The sequence below is a fragment of the Paenibacillus sp. PSB04 genome (assembly GCF_025809195.1).
GTDB lineage: Bacteria > Bacillota > Bacilli > Paenibacillales > Paenibacillaceae > Paenibacillus_AQ > Paenibacillus_AQ favisporus.
Genome location: NZ_CP081301.1, coordinates 619,174 through 632,171 on the forward strand (window position 1 = coordinate 619,174; position 12,998 = coordinate 632,171).

15 protein-coding genes are annotated in these 12,998 nt (G+C 57.3%); 2 read left to right on the forward strand and 13 right to left on the reverse strand.

The window, feature by feature from the left end:
• Positions 1-40: 40 nt before the first annotated feature.
• Positions 41-496, forward strand: coding sequence for a MarR family winged helix-turn-helix transcriptional regulator (locus K2F33_RS03280; RefSeq protein WP_076176161.1), 456 nt, complete (start codon positions 41-43; stop codon positions 494-496).
• Positions 497-672: 176 nt separating this feature from the next.
• Here the strand turns inward: K2F33_RS03280 and pruA are convergent, their stop codons facing one another.
• The 12 genes from pruA to K2F33_RS03340 form a co-directional block, all read right to left on the reverse strand.
• Positions 673-2,244, reverse strand: coding sequence for an L-glutamate gamma-semialdehyde dehydrogenase (pruA, locus tag K2F33_RS03285; RefSeq protein ID WP_263880987.1), 1,572 nt, complete (start codon positions 2,242-2,244; stop codon positions 673-675).
• Positions 2,245-2,262: 18 nt separating this feature from the next.
• Positions 2,263-3,177, reverse strand: coding sequence for a proline dehydrogenase family protein (locus K2F33_RS03290; RefSeq protein ID WP_263880988.1), 915 nt, complete (start codon positions 3,175-3,177; stop codon positions 2,263-2,265).
• Positions 3,178-3,195: 18 nt separating this feature from the next.
• Positions 3,196-4,095 carry an arginase gene (rocF, locus tag K2F33_RS03295; protein ID WP_145142458.1) on the reverse strand — a complete coding sequence of 300 codons (900 nt, stop codon included), beginning with the start codon at positions 4,093-4,095 and terminating at the stop codon, positions 3,196-3,198.
• 6 nt (positions 4,096-4,101) lie between these two features.
• Complete coding sequence (gene rocD, locus K2F33_RS03300; RefSeq protein WP_263880989.1) at positions 4,102-5,307, reverse strand: ornithine--oxo-acid transaminase; 1,206 nt, start codon at positions 5,305-5,307, stop codon at positions 4,102-4,104.
• Between the two features lie 202 nt (positions 5,308-5,509).
• On the reverse strand, positions 5,510-5,836 hold the full coding sequence (locus tag K2F33_RS03305; RefSeq protein ID WP_076176171.1) for a thioredoxin family protein: 327 nt from the start codon (positions 5,834-5,836) through the stop codon (positions 5,510-5,512).
• A gap of 141 nt (positions 5,837-5,977) precedes the next feature.
• A complete protein-coding gene (locus K2F33_RS03310; protein WP_076176173.1) occupies positions 5,978-6,595 on the reverse strand; it encodes a hypothetical protein in 618 nt (205 codons plus the stop codon).
• 212 nt (positions 6,596-6,807) lie between these two features.
• Positions 6,808-7,404, reverse strand: coding sequence for a YdeI/OmpD-associated family protein (locus tag K2F33_RS03315; RefSeq protein ID WP_076176175.1), 597 nt, complete (start codon positions 7,402-7,404; stop codon positions 6,808-6,810).
• A gap of 54 nt (positions 7,405-7,458) precedes the next feature.
• Positions 7,459-8,376: an aldo/keto reductase gene (locus K2F33_RS03320; protein ID WP_076176177.1), complete on the reverse strand. Its 918-nt coding sequence runs from the start codon at positions 8,374-8,376 to the stop codon at positions 7,459-7,461.
• 82 nt (positions 8,377-8,458) lie between these two features.
• Complete coding sequence (locus tag K2F33_RS03325) at positions 8,459-9,022, reverse strand: class I SAM-dependent methyltransferase (protein ID WP_263880991.1); 564 nt, start codon at positions 9,020-9,022, stop codon at positions 8,459-8,461.
• A gap of 378 nt (positions 9,023-9,400) precedes the next feature.
• Positions 9,401-9,604 (reverse strand): hypothetical protein, encoded by a 204-nt coding sequence (locus K2F33_RS03330; RefSeq protein ID WP_263880992.1) that lies wholly within the window; start codon positions 9,602-9,604, stop codon positions 9,401-9,403.
• A 310-nt stretch (positions 9,605-9,914) separates the two neighbouring features.
• Complete coding sequence (locus tag K2F33_RS03335; RefSeq protein WP_263880993.1) at positions 9,915-10,655, reverse strand: SDR family NAD(P)-dependent oxidoreductase; 741 nt, start codon at positions 10,653-10,655, stop codon at positions 9,915-9,917.
• Between the two features lie 67 nt (positions 10,656-10,722).
• The gene (locus K2F33_RS03340) at positions 10,723-11,106 is read right to left on the reverse strand and encodes a tautomerase family protein (protein WP_263880995.1); all 384 of its coding nucleotides are present in this window, start codon (positions 11,104-11,106) and stop codon (positions 10,723-10,725) included.
• Positions 11,107-11,244: 138 nt separating this feature from the next.
• Here K2F33_RS03340 and K2F33_RS03345 point away from each other — a divergent pair, with 138 nt between their 5' ends.
• Positions 11,245-12,168, forward strand: a complete 924-nt coding sequence (locus K2F33_RS03345) for a LysR family transcriptional regulator (protein WP_263880997.1) — start codon at positions 11,245-11,247, stop codon at positions 12,166-12,168.
• A 79-nt stretch (positions 12,169-12,247) separates the two neighbouring features.
• On the opposite strand, the gene K2F33_RS03350 is transcribed toward K2F33_RS03345, so the two are convergent.
• Positions 12,248-12,970, reverse strand: a complete 723-nt coding sequence (locus tag K2F33_RS03350) for an AAA family ATPase (protein ID WP_076176189.1) — start codon at positions 12,968-12,970, stop codon at positions 12,248-12,250.
• Positions 12,971-12,998: the final 28 nt, after the last annotated feature.

Genomic DNA, 12,998 nt, shown 5'->3' on the forward strand with positions numbered 1-12,998 from the left:
CCGAGCCGGCTTGTCCGTTGCCTCCAGGAGGGAGATTAATTTGCATTCTACATCTACAGAACTCGCGACCCGATATTTTGAATTGATGGACAGACTTCCTAGAATTATAGATTATGCAGGTCTGGTTCGCCAGGTGAAGCTAAGCACGACAGAATCGTTTATACTTCAATATTTGCAAAATAGCGGCAGCCAGCGCGGAACGGACATCGTCAAGGTCACCGGCCTGACCACCAGCGCCATTACGCAAATCTGCGACAAGCTGGAGCAGGAAGAGCTCATCGTGCGCAGCCGCAGCGAGCAGGACCGCCGGTTCGTTAACATCTCGATTACGGACAAAGGCTCTGCGCTGCTGAAGAAGCTGGCAGAAATGAGCGCCGTCCGCATCGTCGAGACACTGGGAAATTTGACGGACGATGAAACCGAGCATCTGCTGGACACCATCCGTCAGCTTGGCGAGCTCATTCAGCTGCAGCGGAATGAGCGGCAAGCACAGTGATCCCCCTCATCAAGTGGATCCGAAGCAACGAGTTCGAATCCGAAGTGAACGGGCTCTAGAAGCGTTGTACTTTCGAGAACCAACCCAATTAAAAGCACCCTGAATTGCTGCGAAACGCCGGCAAGTCAAGGTGCTTTGTCATTTATCCAGGCATGACCCGCCACGGAAGTGCACGCTCAAGGAAGCTTGCGGGAGGTCACCTTCGCCTGGGTGAACAGCAGCAGGTAATCATGCCCGCCGGCTTTCGAGTCGGTCCCGGACATGTTGAAGCCGCCGAAGGGCTGGCCGCCAACGAGCGCACCGGTACACTTGCGGTTGACATACAAGTTGCCGCAGTGCATGCGTTCCAGCGCAGCCGAGATCCGGTTCTCGTCCGTCGAAAAGAACGATCCGGTCAATCCGAACTCCGTATCGTTATAAATCTCGATCGCTTCCTCCCAATCCCGTGCAGATACGACCGCCAGCACCGGTCCGAAGATCTCCTCCTGCATGATCCGTCCCTTGACCGGGACATCGGTAAAGATGGCCGGCCGGATATAATACCCGGCTTCCCCGATCTGTTCCCCGCCGGTCACGAGATGCCCTTCTTCCCTGCCGATCCCAATGTACTCCAAAATTTTGTCCCGCGACTTCTCATCAATGACCGGTCCGACCGGCGCGTTATCCTCTGGAGATCCCACCTCCAGCAGGTTGGTCAGCTCCGTCACGCGGGCAAGCACCTGATCGTAGACCGACCCGACGATGATCGCCCTCGACCCGGCGGAGCATTTCTGCCCCTGGTAGCCAAAGGCCGAGACCACGATGGCCTTTGCCGCCGCTTCCAGGTCCGCCGTCTCGTCCACCACGATGCCGTCTTTGCCGCCCATCTCGGCGACGACCCGCTTGATCCAGATCTGCCCCTCAGCCTGCTCCGCGGCCAGCTTGTTGATCCGGAGGCCGACCTCCTTCGAGCCCGTGAAGCTGATGAACCGGGTCTGCGGATGCGCCGTCAGGTAATCGCCGATGACGGCCCCGCTTCCCGGCACAAAGTTGATGACCCCGTCCGGGAATCCGGCTTCCTTCATCAGCTTGAAAAACTGGTAGGCGATTACGGACGTGTTCGATGCGGGCTTGAGCAGGACGGTGTTGCCGGTCACCACCGCGGCCGTCGTCATGCCGGCGCATATAGCCAGCGGGAAATTCCACGGCGGGATAATAATGCCCACGCCCAGCGGGATGTACTGGAGCCGGTTCTCTTCTCCCGGCACCCGCGGCAGCGGCTGGTGCAGCGACGTCTCGCTGAGCCGGACGGCTTCCCTGGCGTAATACTCCATAAAATCGATCGCTTCCGCCGTATCCGCGTCGGCCTCGGCCCAGTTTTTACCGGCCTCGACGACCATCCAGGCGGAAAACTCGTGCTTGCGCTGGCGCAGCAGGGAAGCCGCCTTGAGCAGCAGCGCCGCCCGCTCGGTGGCCGTCGTTCTTTTCCAGGTGGCAAAAGACTTTTGCGCCTGCTGCATCGCCTGCTCCGCAAGGTCGGTACCGGCCTGGCTCATCCGGCCGACCACCTCCCGCACATGGCCGGGATTCCGCGAGACCAGCTCCTGCTCCGTGTAAACCTCTTTTCCGCCGATCACGACAGGATAACGATGTCCCAGCTGCCCTTTCACGGCGGCCAAAGCTTTCAGAAATGCTTCGCGGTGCTCCGGCTGGTTAAAATCGGTGAAGGGCTCATTTTGAAATGCGGCGCTCCAGGCAAACGAGTTCATGGCTACCTCACTCCCTTTTTACTTAAAAGTATTTTTGAGCACAAACCAGACATTGGCCGGCCGTTCCGCCAGCCTGCGCATGAAATACCCGAACCAGTCCACGCCGAACGGGACGTATACCCGGAACCGGTAGCCCTCCTCGACAAGCTTCAGCTGCAGTTCCTCGCAGATGCCGTACAGCATCTGAAACTCAAAGCGGGAGCGCGGAATCCCCTCCTCTTCGATGAACCGTTTAGCCTCGCTGAGGATCCGCTCGTCATGGCTGGCGATCGCCGTGTAGCCGCCGGACTGCAGGTGCATCTTGATCAGCCGAATCAAATTGTCGTCCACGTCTTCCTTCCGGGGATACGCGACGCTTGCGGGCTCCTTGTACGCCCCTTTCACCAGGCGCAGATTGACCCCTTGGGCGCCCAGTTCCTTCACATCCTCCTCCGACCGATACAAATACGACTGGATGACAATACCCACATTGTCATACCCGCCCCGCAGCTTCTTCAGCATGTCGATCGCCGGCTGGCAGTGGGCGTGGTCCTCCATGTCGATCCGCACGAACAGTCGGTAGCTCTGCGCCCTGGCCAAAATTCTCCGCATCAGCTCAAAGCATAGGTCCGGGCTCAGATCCAGACCGAGCGACGTCAGCTTGAGCGACAGGTTGGCCTGCACCTTGGACCGGTGGATCGCATCCAGCGTTTTGAGGCACATGTCGGCCGTCTCGCGCACTTCCTCCTCGCTGCTCGTGAACTCCCCCAGGTAATCGAGGGTGGCCATCCGCCCGCTGGCGTTCAGCTTGCGGACGGCGTCGATCGCATGCTCGATCGATTCGCCCGCAACGAAGCGCCTGGCCCCGAGCCGGAGTCCGTACCGTTTGGCCCAGCGGTTCGCCGCCCGGTTTTTGGCCAGCGTCAAAAACAAAGACTTCATGGCTTTCTCCAAGGAGACGCCTCCTTTCGCCTACAAAATCCGGCTGCCGAACAAGGAGCCGAGCAGCTCCACCGCCAGCTTCGACGTCTGGTTGTTCCGGTCAAGGCTGGGATTGACCTCCACCATATCCGCGGACGTGATGAGGCCGGATTCGCTCATCAGCTCCATAGCCAAGTGGGCTTCGCGGTAGCTGAGCCCGCCGCGGACCGGCGTGCCCGTTCCGGGCGCCTCAAACGGATCGACGCTGTCGATGTCGAAGCTGACGTGCAGGCCGTCCGTGCCGGTCCCGGCGATCCGCAGCGCCTCCTGCACGACATGCTCGATGCCCAGCCGGTCGATCTCGTACATCGTGAAGCAGGTGATGCCCCGCGAGCGAATGAGCGTCTTCTCGTCCCGGTCCAGATCACGGGCGCCGATGATGACGCAGTTCTCCGGCTTCAGTTGAACGGCGCCGGGCAGGATCTGCGTCAGCTTCAGCTGCGTTAAGCCGAGGGCGGCTGCCAGGGGAATGCCGTGCATGTTCCCGGATGGGCTGGTGATCTCGGTGTTCAGGTCCGAATGGGCATCCACCCAGATGACACCCATGTTCGGGTAATGCCGGCTGAGCCCTGCCAGCGAGCCCATGGCGATGCTGTGGTCCCCCCCAAGCATGAGGGGAATGCTCCCGGCTGACGCCGCCGACGCCGCCTCCCGCGCCAGCTGTGAGCAGACTGCCATGACCTGGTCCACATGCTTCATACGCGTGGTGGGATAGGGCGTCAGGCTGGTGGGCAGCTGGATCCTCCGCCCGGCGTCCACATCGTAGCCGAGCTGCTCCAGCTTTTTGACCAGACCGAACTTCAGGATGCTGTCCGGCCCTTGCTCGCTTCCCGGCCGTCCCGCCCCGTAACCGAACGGTACGCTGATAATCGAAATGGTTGGTTGCCCCATACGTTTTCACGCCCTCCCTTGACCGGTGAATACCTCCCCAATCCGGCTGAGCGCAAATTCTAGTTCTTCTTCGGACAGGATGAGCGGCGGCGCAAACCGGATCGTGGTATCATGGGTTTCCTTGCATAACAGGCCGATGCGGGCCAGCGCCTCGCAGTAAGGTCTTGCCGGCACAGACAGCTGCAGCCCGATCAGCAGGCCGCGCCCGCGGACCGAGACGATATCGGGATGGGAGATCGATGTAAGCTTTTTCATAAACAGGCGCCCAAGCGTTTCGGCACGCTCCGCCAGCTTCTCCTCCTCGAGCACATCCAGCGCAGCGGCTGCCACCGTGGAAGCCAGCGGATTGCCACCAAAGGTCGAGCCGTGCGAACCCGGTTCAAACACGTCCATGATCTCCCGGTCTGCCGCGACGGCCGAAACGGGCAGCACGCCCCCGCCGAGGGCTTTGCCCAGGATGTACACGTCCGGAACGACGCCCTCCCAATCGCAGGCAAAGCGGCGTCCCGTCCGGCCGAGCCCCGTCTGAATTTCGTCGGCCATCAGCAGCACCTGATGACGGCGGCATAAATCCCGCACCTGGGTTAAATAGCCTTCAGGCGGCATCACGATCCCGGCCTCACCCTGAATCGGCTCCACAAGAAAAGCCGCCGTGTTCGGCGTAATAGCCTGCTCCAGCGCGGAAGCATCGCCGTAAGGGATGATCCGGAAGCCGGGTATGAACGGCCCGAAATCCCGTTTATACGCCTCTTCGGAGGAGAACGAGGTGACGCTCAGCGTACGCCCGTGAAAGTTTCCGGTACAGACAATGATCTCGGCTTGATTCTCCGGAATGCCCTTGATCCGGTAGCCCCATCGCCTAGCCATTTTCAGCGCGGTTTCCACCGCTTCGGCGCCCGTGTTCATCGCCAGAATCTTGTCCTTGCCGGTATATGCCGCCAGCTTGCTCACAAAGATGCCGAACGCCTCGCTCTGAAACGCCCGCGATGTAAGAGTCACCTTGCCGGCCTGTTCCTGCAGCGCCTGCATGATTTTGGGGTGCCTGTGGCCGTGATTGAGGGCGGAATATGCGCTGAGCATATCCATATACCGATGTCCGTTCAAATCCTCAACCCATACGCCCTCCGCCTTATGAATGACGATCGGCAGCGGATAGTAATTGTTGGCGCTGTGCTCATCCATCATTTGCAGAATCTCGTCTGTCGTTGCCATGGCTGCACATCCTTCTCTTGGCATCATGTTCTCACCCTATGTGTATTGCTCTCCATTTCATTTCATGTTTGTAAAAATCCCGTAACGGGTGTATGCCAAATAACCCGATGGGGCGGGCTTTTCCAAAAGAAAAAGCACCCTCCGTCTTCACGTTCTACCGTGAATCGGGGGTGCTTGGCCGATGGCTTCGGTTCATTGCAAATTATTGCTTGGACTCCAGCGTTTGAAGGTATTCCGATACTTCACCAGGCGTTTTGGCGAATTTGCTGTGCAGATGGGCGATTTTCTTCCCGTCCTTGTACACGAGCAAACTTGGGATGCCGCGCACATCGTTCTGGGAAGATACGTCCTCCAACTGCTCTACATCCAGTGCATAAAATTTCTTATCCGGATGTTTGGCCATGATGTCCGGCATAAATTTATCGAGCGTTTTGCAGTCCGGGCACCAGGTTGCATCGTACTTGATGACCGTGATGCCGTCCCCTTGAATCAGTTCGTTATATTGGGCTTCCGTTTGAATACGTTCCATGATCCTATCCCCTTTGTCCATTAGTCGGTATACAGCGGTCCGGCAGGCTGCCGGACACCCGGCGATGTAAGTGTAACCAAAATCATTACAATTCAGCCGTTACCTGTATTGTATCCGTTTATGAACGATTTTGCAAAGGACTTACATGGAATGCATCTCATGCCCCGTTACCGGAACTTCTCCGGCAGGGACCGAATGGCTGAATATAGCTGCAGCGCAGAGGGTCACGACCGGCAGGATAATATACAGCATCCAAAAGGACAGCCGGATCGGCATCAGAGCGGGCACCTGTCCAGCCCCTTCCGTCCGCTCTTCTTCGTCCGCAGCCTCCCGGGCTTTGTATTTCTGGTTATGGATCAAATACATGACCATGGCGGTCATCGCAATAAACAGCGCATCCATAATAAACAGCATGACGTCCCACCTTGCCCGGGGAATCATCTCGCCGAGCATAGCGCCATGCAGTCCGCCCATGATCCCCCCGCCGATGCCCTCAATGACCGCCAGCAGATGGAGCGGCTTGCCGACCAAATAGCCAATCGCAAAGCAAAACAGCACCGACAGGCCGGTAGACAGTACGAGGTCGCCGGCAAACATCATGCCCAGGATGACCCCGATCGTCAAGTTGGAGATCAGCCCTGTCGTCATCGCCACCATGTTGCCGGTCATGTTTAAAAGATGCTGCCGGTGAATTTGGACATACCCGATACATACCGCCGTATACACCAAAACCATCACCACGCTAATATTTAACAGCATGAAGCAAAACCCGCCTTTCTGGATGCGGCTATTCAGGTTTGGCCGCCCCGCCCCTTCCGCCTTTTTCCGATGATTCAGCTATAAACAGCCTATTCGGAAGAGCACCGTAATATTCAGGCAGGAAAGCCCTGCAGCAGGTCAAAGAACGGGCAAAGCCTCCGTCGTTGACGGAGGCTTCGGCTGATCATGGTGACTGAGGACTGATGCACGATTTAAGGATATATTTTTTCGCCTTTTTCCAGCATGTCGATAAACTGGTCGATTCGTTTAGCCCTCGTTTCGGGCTTCTTGGCGCTCTGGACCCGGAATAAGACGGCGTATTTGTTGCGGCTGTCCAGCGTCGCAAAAAAGGCTGCCGCATCCGGATGCTCCTCGAACTTCCGCTCCAGATCCTCGGGAATTTGCGACCGGCTCTGGGATGCATAGGCCTGCTCCCACTGGCCTTTTTGTTTGGCTTCCTCGATCGCCGCAAGACCAGCCGGCTTCATGCGGCCTTCTGTGACAAGGCGCTCCGCCTTCTCCTTGTTGATCTTGGACCAGATGCTCCTCGGTCCGCGCGGGCCGAACCGCTGAATCCAATACGTCTCGTCCCAGGCCTCCTTGCGGCTGTCGATCCAGCCGTAGCAGAGTGCAATCTCTAATGCTTCGTCATACGTGATGGATGGGATGCCGGATCCCTTCTTGGCCATCTGCAGCCGAATGCCGCGTGAATCGGCATGATGCGCTTCGAGCCACTCCTCCCATGCCTGCTGACTCTCAAAAAAGATCACGGGCAGTTCTTCCCGCCCTTCTCCTGTTTTACTGGACATAAGTCGGTCTGCTCCTCCTTTAATCAGGATTGTGCCGAACGCCTGCTTCCCTGTTTATTTCCACGCCCGCGGATGCGTATCCTGGACCATATCGAGGTCCGCAGCGGCCGCATTGGCTTCGACCTGCTCCGGGCTCTTGCAGCCCGGGATTACGCAGTCCACGGCGGGGTTCTGCAGGCACCAGGCCAAGGCCCACTGGGCCATGCCCACGCCTTCGGGCACCTCGGTCCGCTGGATTTCCTCCACCTCGCGGAGGCGGGCATCGATGTTGTCGCGCTCATGCCGTTTGCGCACGTTATCCTGGAACACGGCGCCGGGCTTGTACTTGCCGCTTAGATAACCGCTGGCCAGCGGCACTCTCGCAAGGACGCCCAGATCCTGCTCGGTACAGGACGGAAAGACACGCTCTTCCGGTTTCCGGTCGAGCCGGTTGTACACGACCTGAATCGCTTTGGCGTTCAGCTCCGTCGCCCGGGAAGTCTGCTCCAGGTTATCGTTGCTGCCGATGGAAATGCCTAGGTTGCGGATTTTCCCGGCCTGCACCTGCTTGTCCAGCAGTGTCCACAGATCGTCGTTGTGAAATACTTCATCCGAGCCCGAGTGGAACTGGTACAGGTCGATATAGTCCGTTTGCAGCGCTTTCAAGGATTCATCCAACTGGACGAGAACCTCATCTGCAGACCAGGCGTTTTCCCAATGATCATGCCAGCGGTGGCCGAATTTCGAAGCCACAACCCAGTCCTCGCGGCGGTCCCGCTTCAGAAAGTTTCCGATGAGGCTCTCGGACAGGTGATGCGGACCATAGCATTCCGCCGTGTCGATCAGGTTGATGCCGAGATCCTTCGCCTTATGCAAAATGGCGTCCGCCTCCTGCTGGTTAAAGTCCTTCCCCCAGTCTCCCCCGAACTGCCATGTTCCTACACCGACCACCGATACCTTCAATTCCGTTTTTCCAAGCCGTCTGTATTTCATTCTCAAGCCACCTCTCCTGTGAATGGGTTTGCATTTTTGGCGCTGCACAGCGGTGCACAGCTTCCGCTGGGCGATACACATGTTATTTTTGAAAAACGATGCTGTAATACTTGTCCGACCACGGCTGCCTGCTGAGCACCTTGAGGCCAAGCTCTTCTCCCATGCGGGCCATGTCCGATGAGGAGATGCGATGTTCCGACGGCGGTTCGCTGTCCGGGTAAGCCCATTCCACGCAGAGCGCCTTGCCTCCTTTTTTGAGAACGCGCTGCACTTCCTTCAATCCCTGCTCATGCGGCTCGGCAATATGCAGGACGAGGGACAGGATCATCACGTCCACGCTTTCTTCCTCTAGCGGAATCTGTTCTGCCGTTCCCTGAATCAGCCGAATATTCGTAACGCCCCGCTCTTCCGAACGGGTCTTCAGCATGTCCAGCATCTGCGGATGGGTATCCAGCGCATAGACCGTTCCGGAAGTTCGTGCCGCCGCCGGAAACGTGAAGTAACCGCTGCCTGCCCCCACATCCAGCAGGTCCTCGTGCCCGGACAACTCCAGCAGGTCCAGCAGCTTCTCCGGGGGAAGCTTCTCCAGGCGTTCCGGGCTCTCCAGCCGCGCGATCAGCGTCGGGTCGTACTCTTCTGCAGCCACTTGCTCATCCTCCTTGTCGGATATCCCCATATGAGGTATCACCCTTATTTTCTTCATCCTACCATTATCAGCCATAGAGACACAATCGCCTAACGGTGCATGCCCCAGAGAAAACTCCGGACCCCAAGCCTTCCTCCTGTGCAGGACTCAAGCAAGGCGTCCAAGGGAGTGGAAACGACCCAGGTATGGATGCTCAGGCCGGGGGAAACGAGACCGATTGAGATCGGCTGAAAAACTTCGGATTGGGCGGGTATTTCTAACGATGCAAAATTATAGACGATGCAAAGGATGGGAAAGATGCAGAGAATGCAAAGCAAAAAGGCAGCCTGTTCAGGCTGCCACTTGGAAGTTACTCCTGGTCTGCCAGTATATCCTGCGCTAATCCGGTTCTCTCTCCGAATGCTGTACCGAATCACCGGTTTCTGTACTTTGCCGCTCCGAATCACCGGTTCCCGCATCCTCCTGCTCCGCACACGGGAAGCATTTCAACGACTGGTCCTCCAGCACCACGCCATTCAAAAAACCGTTCTCGCAATAAATGTCCCTGCCGCAATCGCGGCATTTGCCGATCCATTCGCGCATCGGGCAATCCCTCCTGACCCCGCGGATATTAACCGCGGCTGGTGTAATCCGTCTTTTCCAAGTGGAGCTAAGATCAGGTTACCTCGTTTGGAGTCCTTCACGCAACGGATATGCTGTGGATATACCGTGGATATTCTGTGGATATACTATTATTTACTGTGGATATGATGTGGATATATTGTGAAACACTTCGGAGGTGCGGAAGATTTTGCATCTACGATCCCGAAATCCCCTTGTTTTCGCGACGTACGGCCGGCCGCTCGCCTCTTTTACAATTCTGCCGCCCCTTCTGCCCGATGCGATATCCTTTTTACATCGTCTGCCCCGCATCCACCGTGATGACCTGCCCGGTCAGCGAATCCTGTTCGACCACGGCACAGATCATATGGGCGATATCTTCAGGCGAAGAAATCCGGTTCAGCAGCAAGGAGCCTGCCAGCTGCTCCATCTGCTGCTCGCGCCCGGCCCACCATCGGGTCGCCACCGCCCCCGGCGCGACACTGCTCACGCGAATCTCCGGGGCCAGCGCCCGGGCGAGCGAGCGGGTCAGACCATGCACCGCGGCCTTGGACACGGCATACGGCAGCGAAGAGCCGCTGCCCGTAATGCCGGCGATGCTCCCCAGGTTGACGATAACGCCTTGTTTTTGCTTTTTCATCTCGGCAGCTGCCGCCCTGGCGCAGTAGAACATCCCTTTCACGTTGACCTGGTAGAGCTCATCCCACGCCTCGTCGGTCACGGATTCCAGGTCATTCATGGCAATATACCGGGTAATGCTGGCGTTATTAATCAAAATATCGACCGAACCGAACTCCCTGGCAGCTCTGCCTACCATCGCCTGAACCTCTGCCTCTTTAGCTACATTGGCTTGGACCGCAACGGCTGTGCCGCCGCCCTCCTGAATGGTCCGAACCGTTTCCTCCGCGTCTTCCCGCGACCGGGAGTAATTGACGACCACGCGCGCTCCCCGCTTCGCCAGCTCAATGGACACCGCTCTCCCGATTCCGGTTCCCCCTCCCGTGACGACCGCTGTTTTATGCTGAATGTTCATGTGATCAGCTCTCCTTTTAAATTCCTAAATGGGGTCAGAGATTCATTGATGTCTTTCCGAAATCCAATCACGGGGCCATCTGCGCGATGCCGTTGCCGAACGACCAGTTTTCTGCCGTATTTTCCGTTAAAATGATCATGACGTCCTGCGGCCGGATGCCCGCTGATTGCTGCAGCCTTTCCGCGATGGCGGCATACAGCGCCTTTTTCTTCGCGAGCGTCCGCCCCTCTTTCAGCGTAATCTGTATAAATATCTGTCCGTCGGACCGTTCTACGTTTAAGTAACTGCGGTCGTACAGCAGCTCCCCTGCCCCATGCCGGGTAATCACCTGAAAATAATCGTCTCCCGGGACGTCGATCGTGTCCACCATCGCCTGATGAATGGAGCGGCTGATCACAGCCAGTTCTTCTTCCGAGGGCCCCTGCCCTACATCTATCCGCACAAATGGCATGTTCCATAACCTCCTGTAGCTTCCGTTTTCTTTCTGCCGGCAATGATATTGTAATCCCGGGGATCATATTTGTATAATTGAATTAAATAAACGACGAATTCAAAAATATTGAACTATACAGCAGGAGGCAAACATATCATGGACCTGAAAGCTGTCAAAACCTTTCACCGAATCGTCGCCCTTGGCGGCTTTAACCGGGCGGCCGAAGAATTGAATTACGCCCAATCCACCGTCACGATGCAAATCCAGAAGCTCGAGTCGGAGCTCGGCGTCCGGTTAATCGAACGGGGCAAAACCTTTCAGCTCACCGAAGCGGGCCGCCTTTTTCACGAGCAGAGCGCACATATCGTCAAGGATGTGGAGCAGCTTCAAGGCACCATGAAGGAGCTGCTGTCTGGGGAAGCAGGCCATCTCCGTCTTGGCGTCGTAGAGCCCATTGCCAGCTACCGGCTGCCGGAGATCCTCGCTTCTTTTCTGCGCGATTACCCCAATATACGGGTATCCGTGACGATTGCCAGCTCGCCCCAGCTGAACGAACAGGTGCTGCGGGGAGATCTGGACATGGCGATTTGTTCTCCTCCCCAGCTCGGTGCCGGGCTTTATTATGAACCGCTGCTGACCGAACATTTTGTCGTCCTCATGCCGGAGGATCATCCGCTGGCTTCCAGGGAGCTCGTCACGCCCGCCGATTTTAGAGGGCATCGCCTGCTGATTACGCAGGCCGACTGCCCTTACCGCCGGAAGCTTGAAATGATCATGCAGGAGCCCGGAGGCCCGCCTATGGATGCGATGGAAATCGGCAGCATGGCTGCGCTGAAATTTTACGTGCAGAGCGGATTGGGCGCTGCCCTCGTGCCGCTGACCGTTCTGCAGCCTGCACCTGCCGGAACAGTAATCCGTCCTTTTAAAGGCAATGCCGTCAACATCACCTGCGGTTATGTATGCCGGTCGGCTGAATACCCGCCGCGCCTGGCCGCTTCCAAGCTATATGAGGCTCTGCAGCGGGGGCTGCCGCAGGCAGAGGCGGAGGAACCCTCCGAGACAATCCGGCGGAATGCATAGATTTGATCCATGGCAACAATCGAGCCCACGCAAACAAGCCCATTTCCTCGAAATGGGCTTTTAACATGGAATATCCGCTTCAGTCCCCGTCCTCCTCCTCAAACAGCTCGCTCAGCACACGCTTCCGGTTTTCAAGAAAACGGCGGGTGATGATATAGTGCATCGTATCTTCATATTGAACCTCTTGGGGAGGATGGACGTCAAAATTGATGATATCCGCATCGGGATAGCCCAGCAGGATCGGCGAATGGGTCGCGATGATAAACTGGGCCTCTTTCTCCAAATCCTTGATCACCTTCAGCAGCGCCAGCTGCCGCGCTGGAGATAAGGCCGCTTCAGGCTCGTCCAGCAGGTAGATAGCCTTTTTACCGAACCGGTGCTTGAACAGCGACAGAAAGGCCTCCCCATGCGACTGCTCATGCAGAGATCGTCCTCCGTAATAACGTAAGCTGGCAGGCATGGTGTCCAGATGGCTGGCAAAATGGTAAAACGTCTCCGCACGCAGGAAAAACCCGTTCGTCACTTTGGGCATCCAAGACAGCCGGATATGGTCGCCAAGCGCTGATTGGGAAGCATCCACCTCATACGCGTTGTTTCTGCTCCCGCCGGCCGTGTTGAATCCGCACCGGTCTGCGATTCCTTCCATCAGCGTGGATTTGCCCGACCCGTTTTCCCCGACAAAAAAGGTGACGTTTCCCCGAAACGAAAGGGACTCCAAATTCCGCAGCGCCGGGATGGAAAAGGGATACTCGTTTCCCTTGGTATGTTCATTGCGCAGAATGGTCAAGCTTCGTAAAAACATCGGTCTTCTCCCTTCATCATGGATCGTC

Bases quoted from the DNA above. Each gene is read 5' to 3' on its own strand.
- K2F33_RS03305 (WP_076176171.1), bottom strand. From the start codon at position 5,836: ATGGAACGTATTCAAACGGAAGCCCAATATAACGAACTGATTCAAGGG.
- pruA (WP_263880987.1), bottom strand. From the start codon at position 2,244: ATGAACTCGTTTGCCTGGAGCGCCGCATTTCAAAATGAGCCCTTCACC.
- K2F33_RS03350 (WP_076176189.1), bottom strand. From the start codon at position 12,970: ATGTTTTTACGAAGCTTGACCATTCTGCGCAATGAACATACCAAGGGA.
- K2F33_RS03320 (WP_076176177.1), bottom strand. From the start codon at position 8,376: ATGAAATACAGACGGCTTGGAAAAACGGAATTGAAGGTATCGGTGGTC.
- rocD (WP_263880989.1), bottom strand. From the start codon at position 5,307: ATGGCAACGACAGACGAGATTCTGCAAATGATGGATGAGCACAGCGCC.
- K2F33_RS03330 (WP_263880992.1), bottom strand. From the start codon at position 9,604: ATGCGCGAATGGATCGGCAAATGCCGCGATTGCGGCAGGGACATTTAT.
- rocF (WP_145142458.1), bottom strand. From the start codon at position 4,095: ATGGGGCAACCAACCATTTCGATTATCAGCGTACCGTTCGGTTACGGG.
- K2F33_RS03310 (WP_076176173.1), bottom strand. From the start codon at position 6,595: ATGCTGTTAAATATTAGCGTGGTGATGGTTTTGGTGTATACGGCGGTA.
- K2F33_RS03340 (WP_263880995.1), bottom strand. From the start codon at position 11,106: ATGCCATTTGTGCGGATAGATGTAGGGCAGGGGCCCTCGGAAGAAGAA.
- K2F33_RS03315 (WP_076176175.1), bottom strand. From the start codon at position 7,404: ATGTCCAGTAAAACAGGAGAAGGGCGGGAAGAACTGCCCGTGATCTTT.
- K2F33_RS03335 (WP_263880993.1), bottom strand. From the start codon at position 10,655: ATGAACATTCAGCATAAAACAGCGGTCGTCACGGGAGGGGGAACCGGA.
- K2F33_RS03345 (WP_263880997.1), top strand. From the start codon at position 11,245: ATGGACCTGAAAGCTGTCAAAACCTTTCACCGAATCGTCGCCCTTGGC.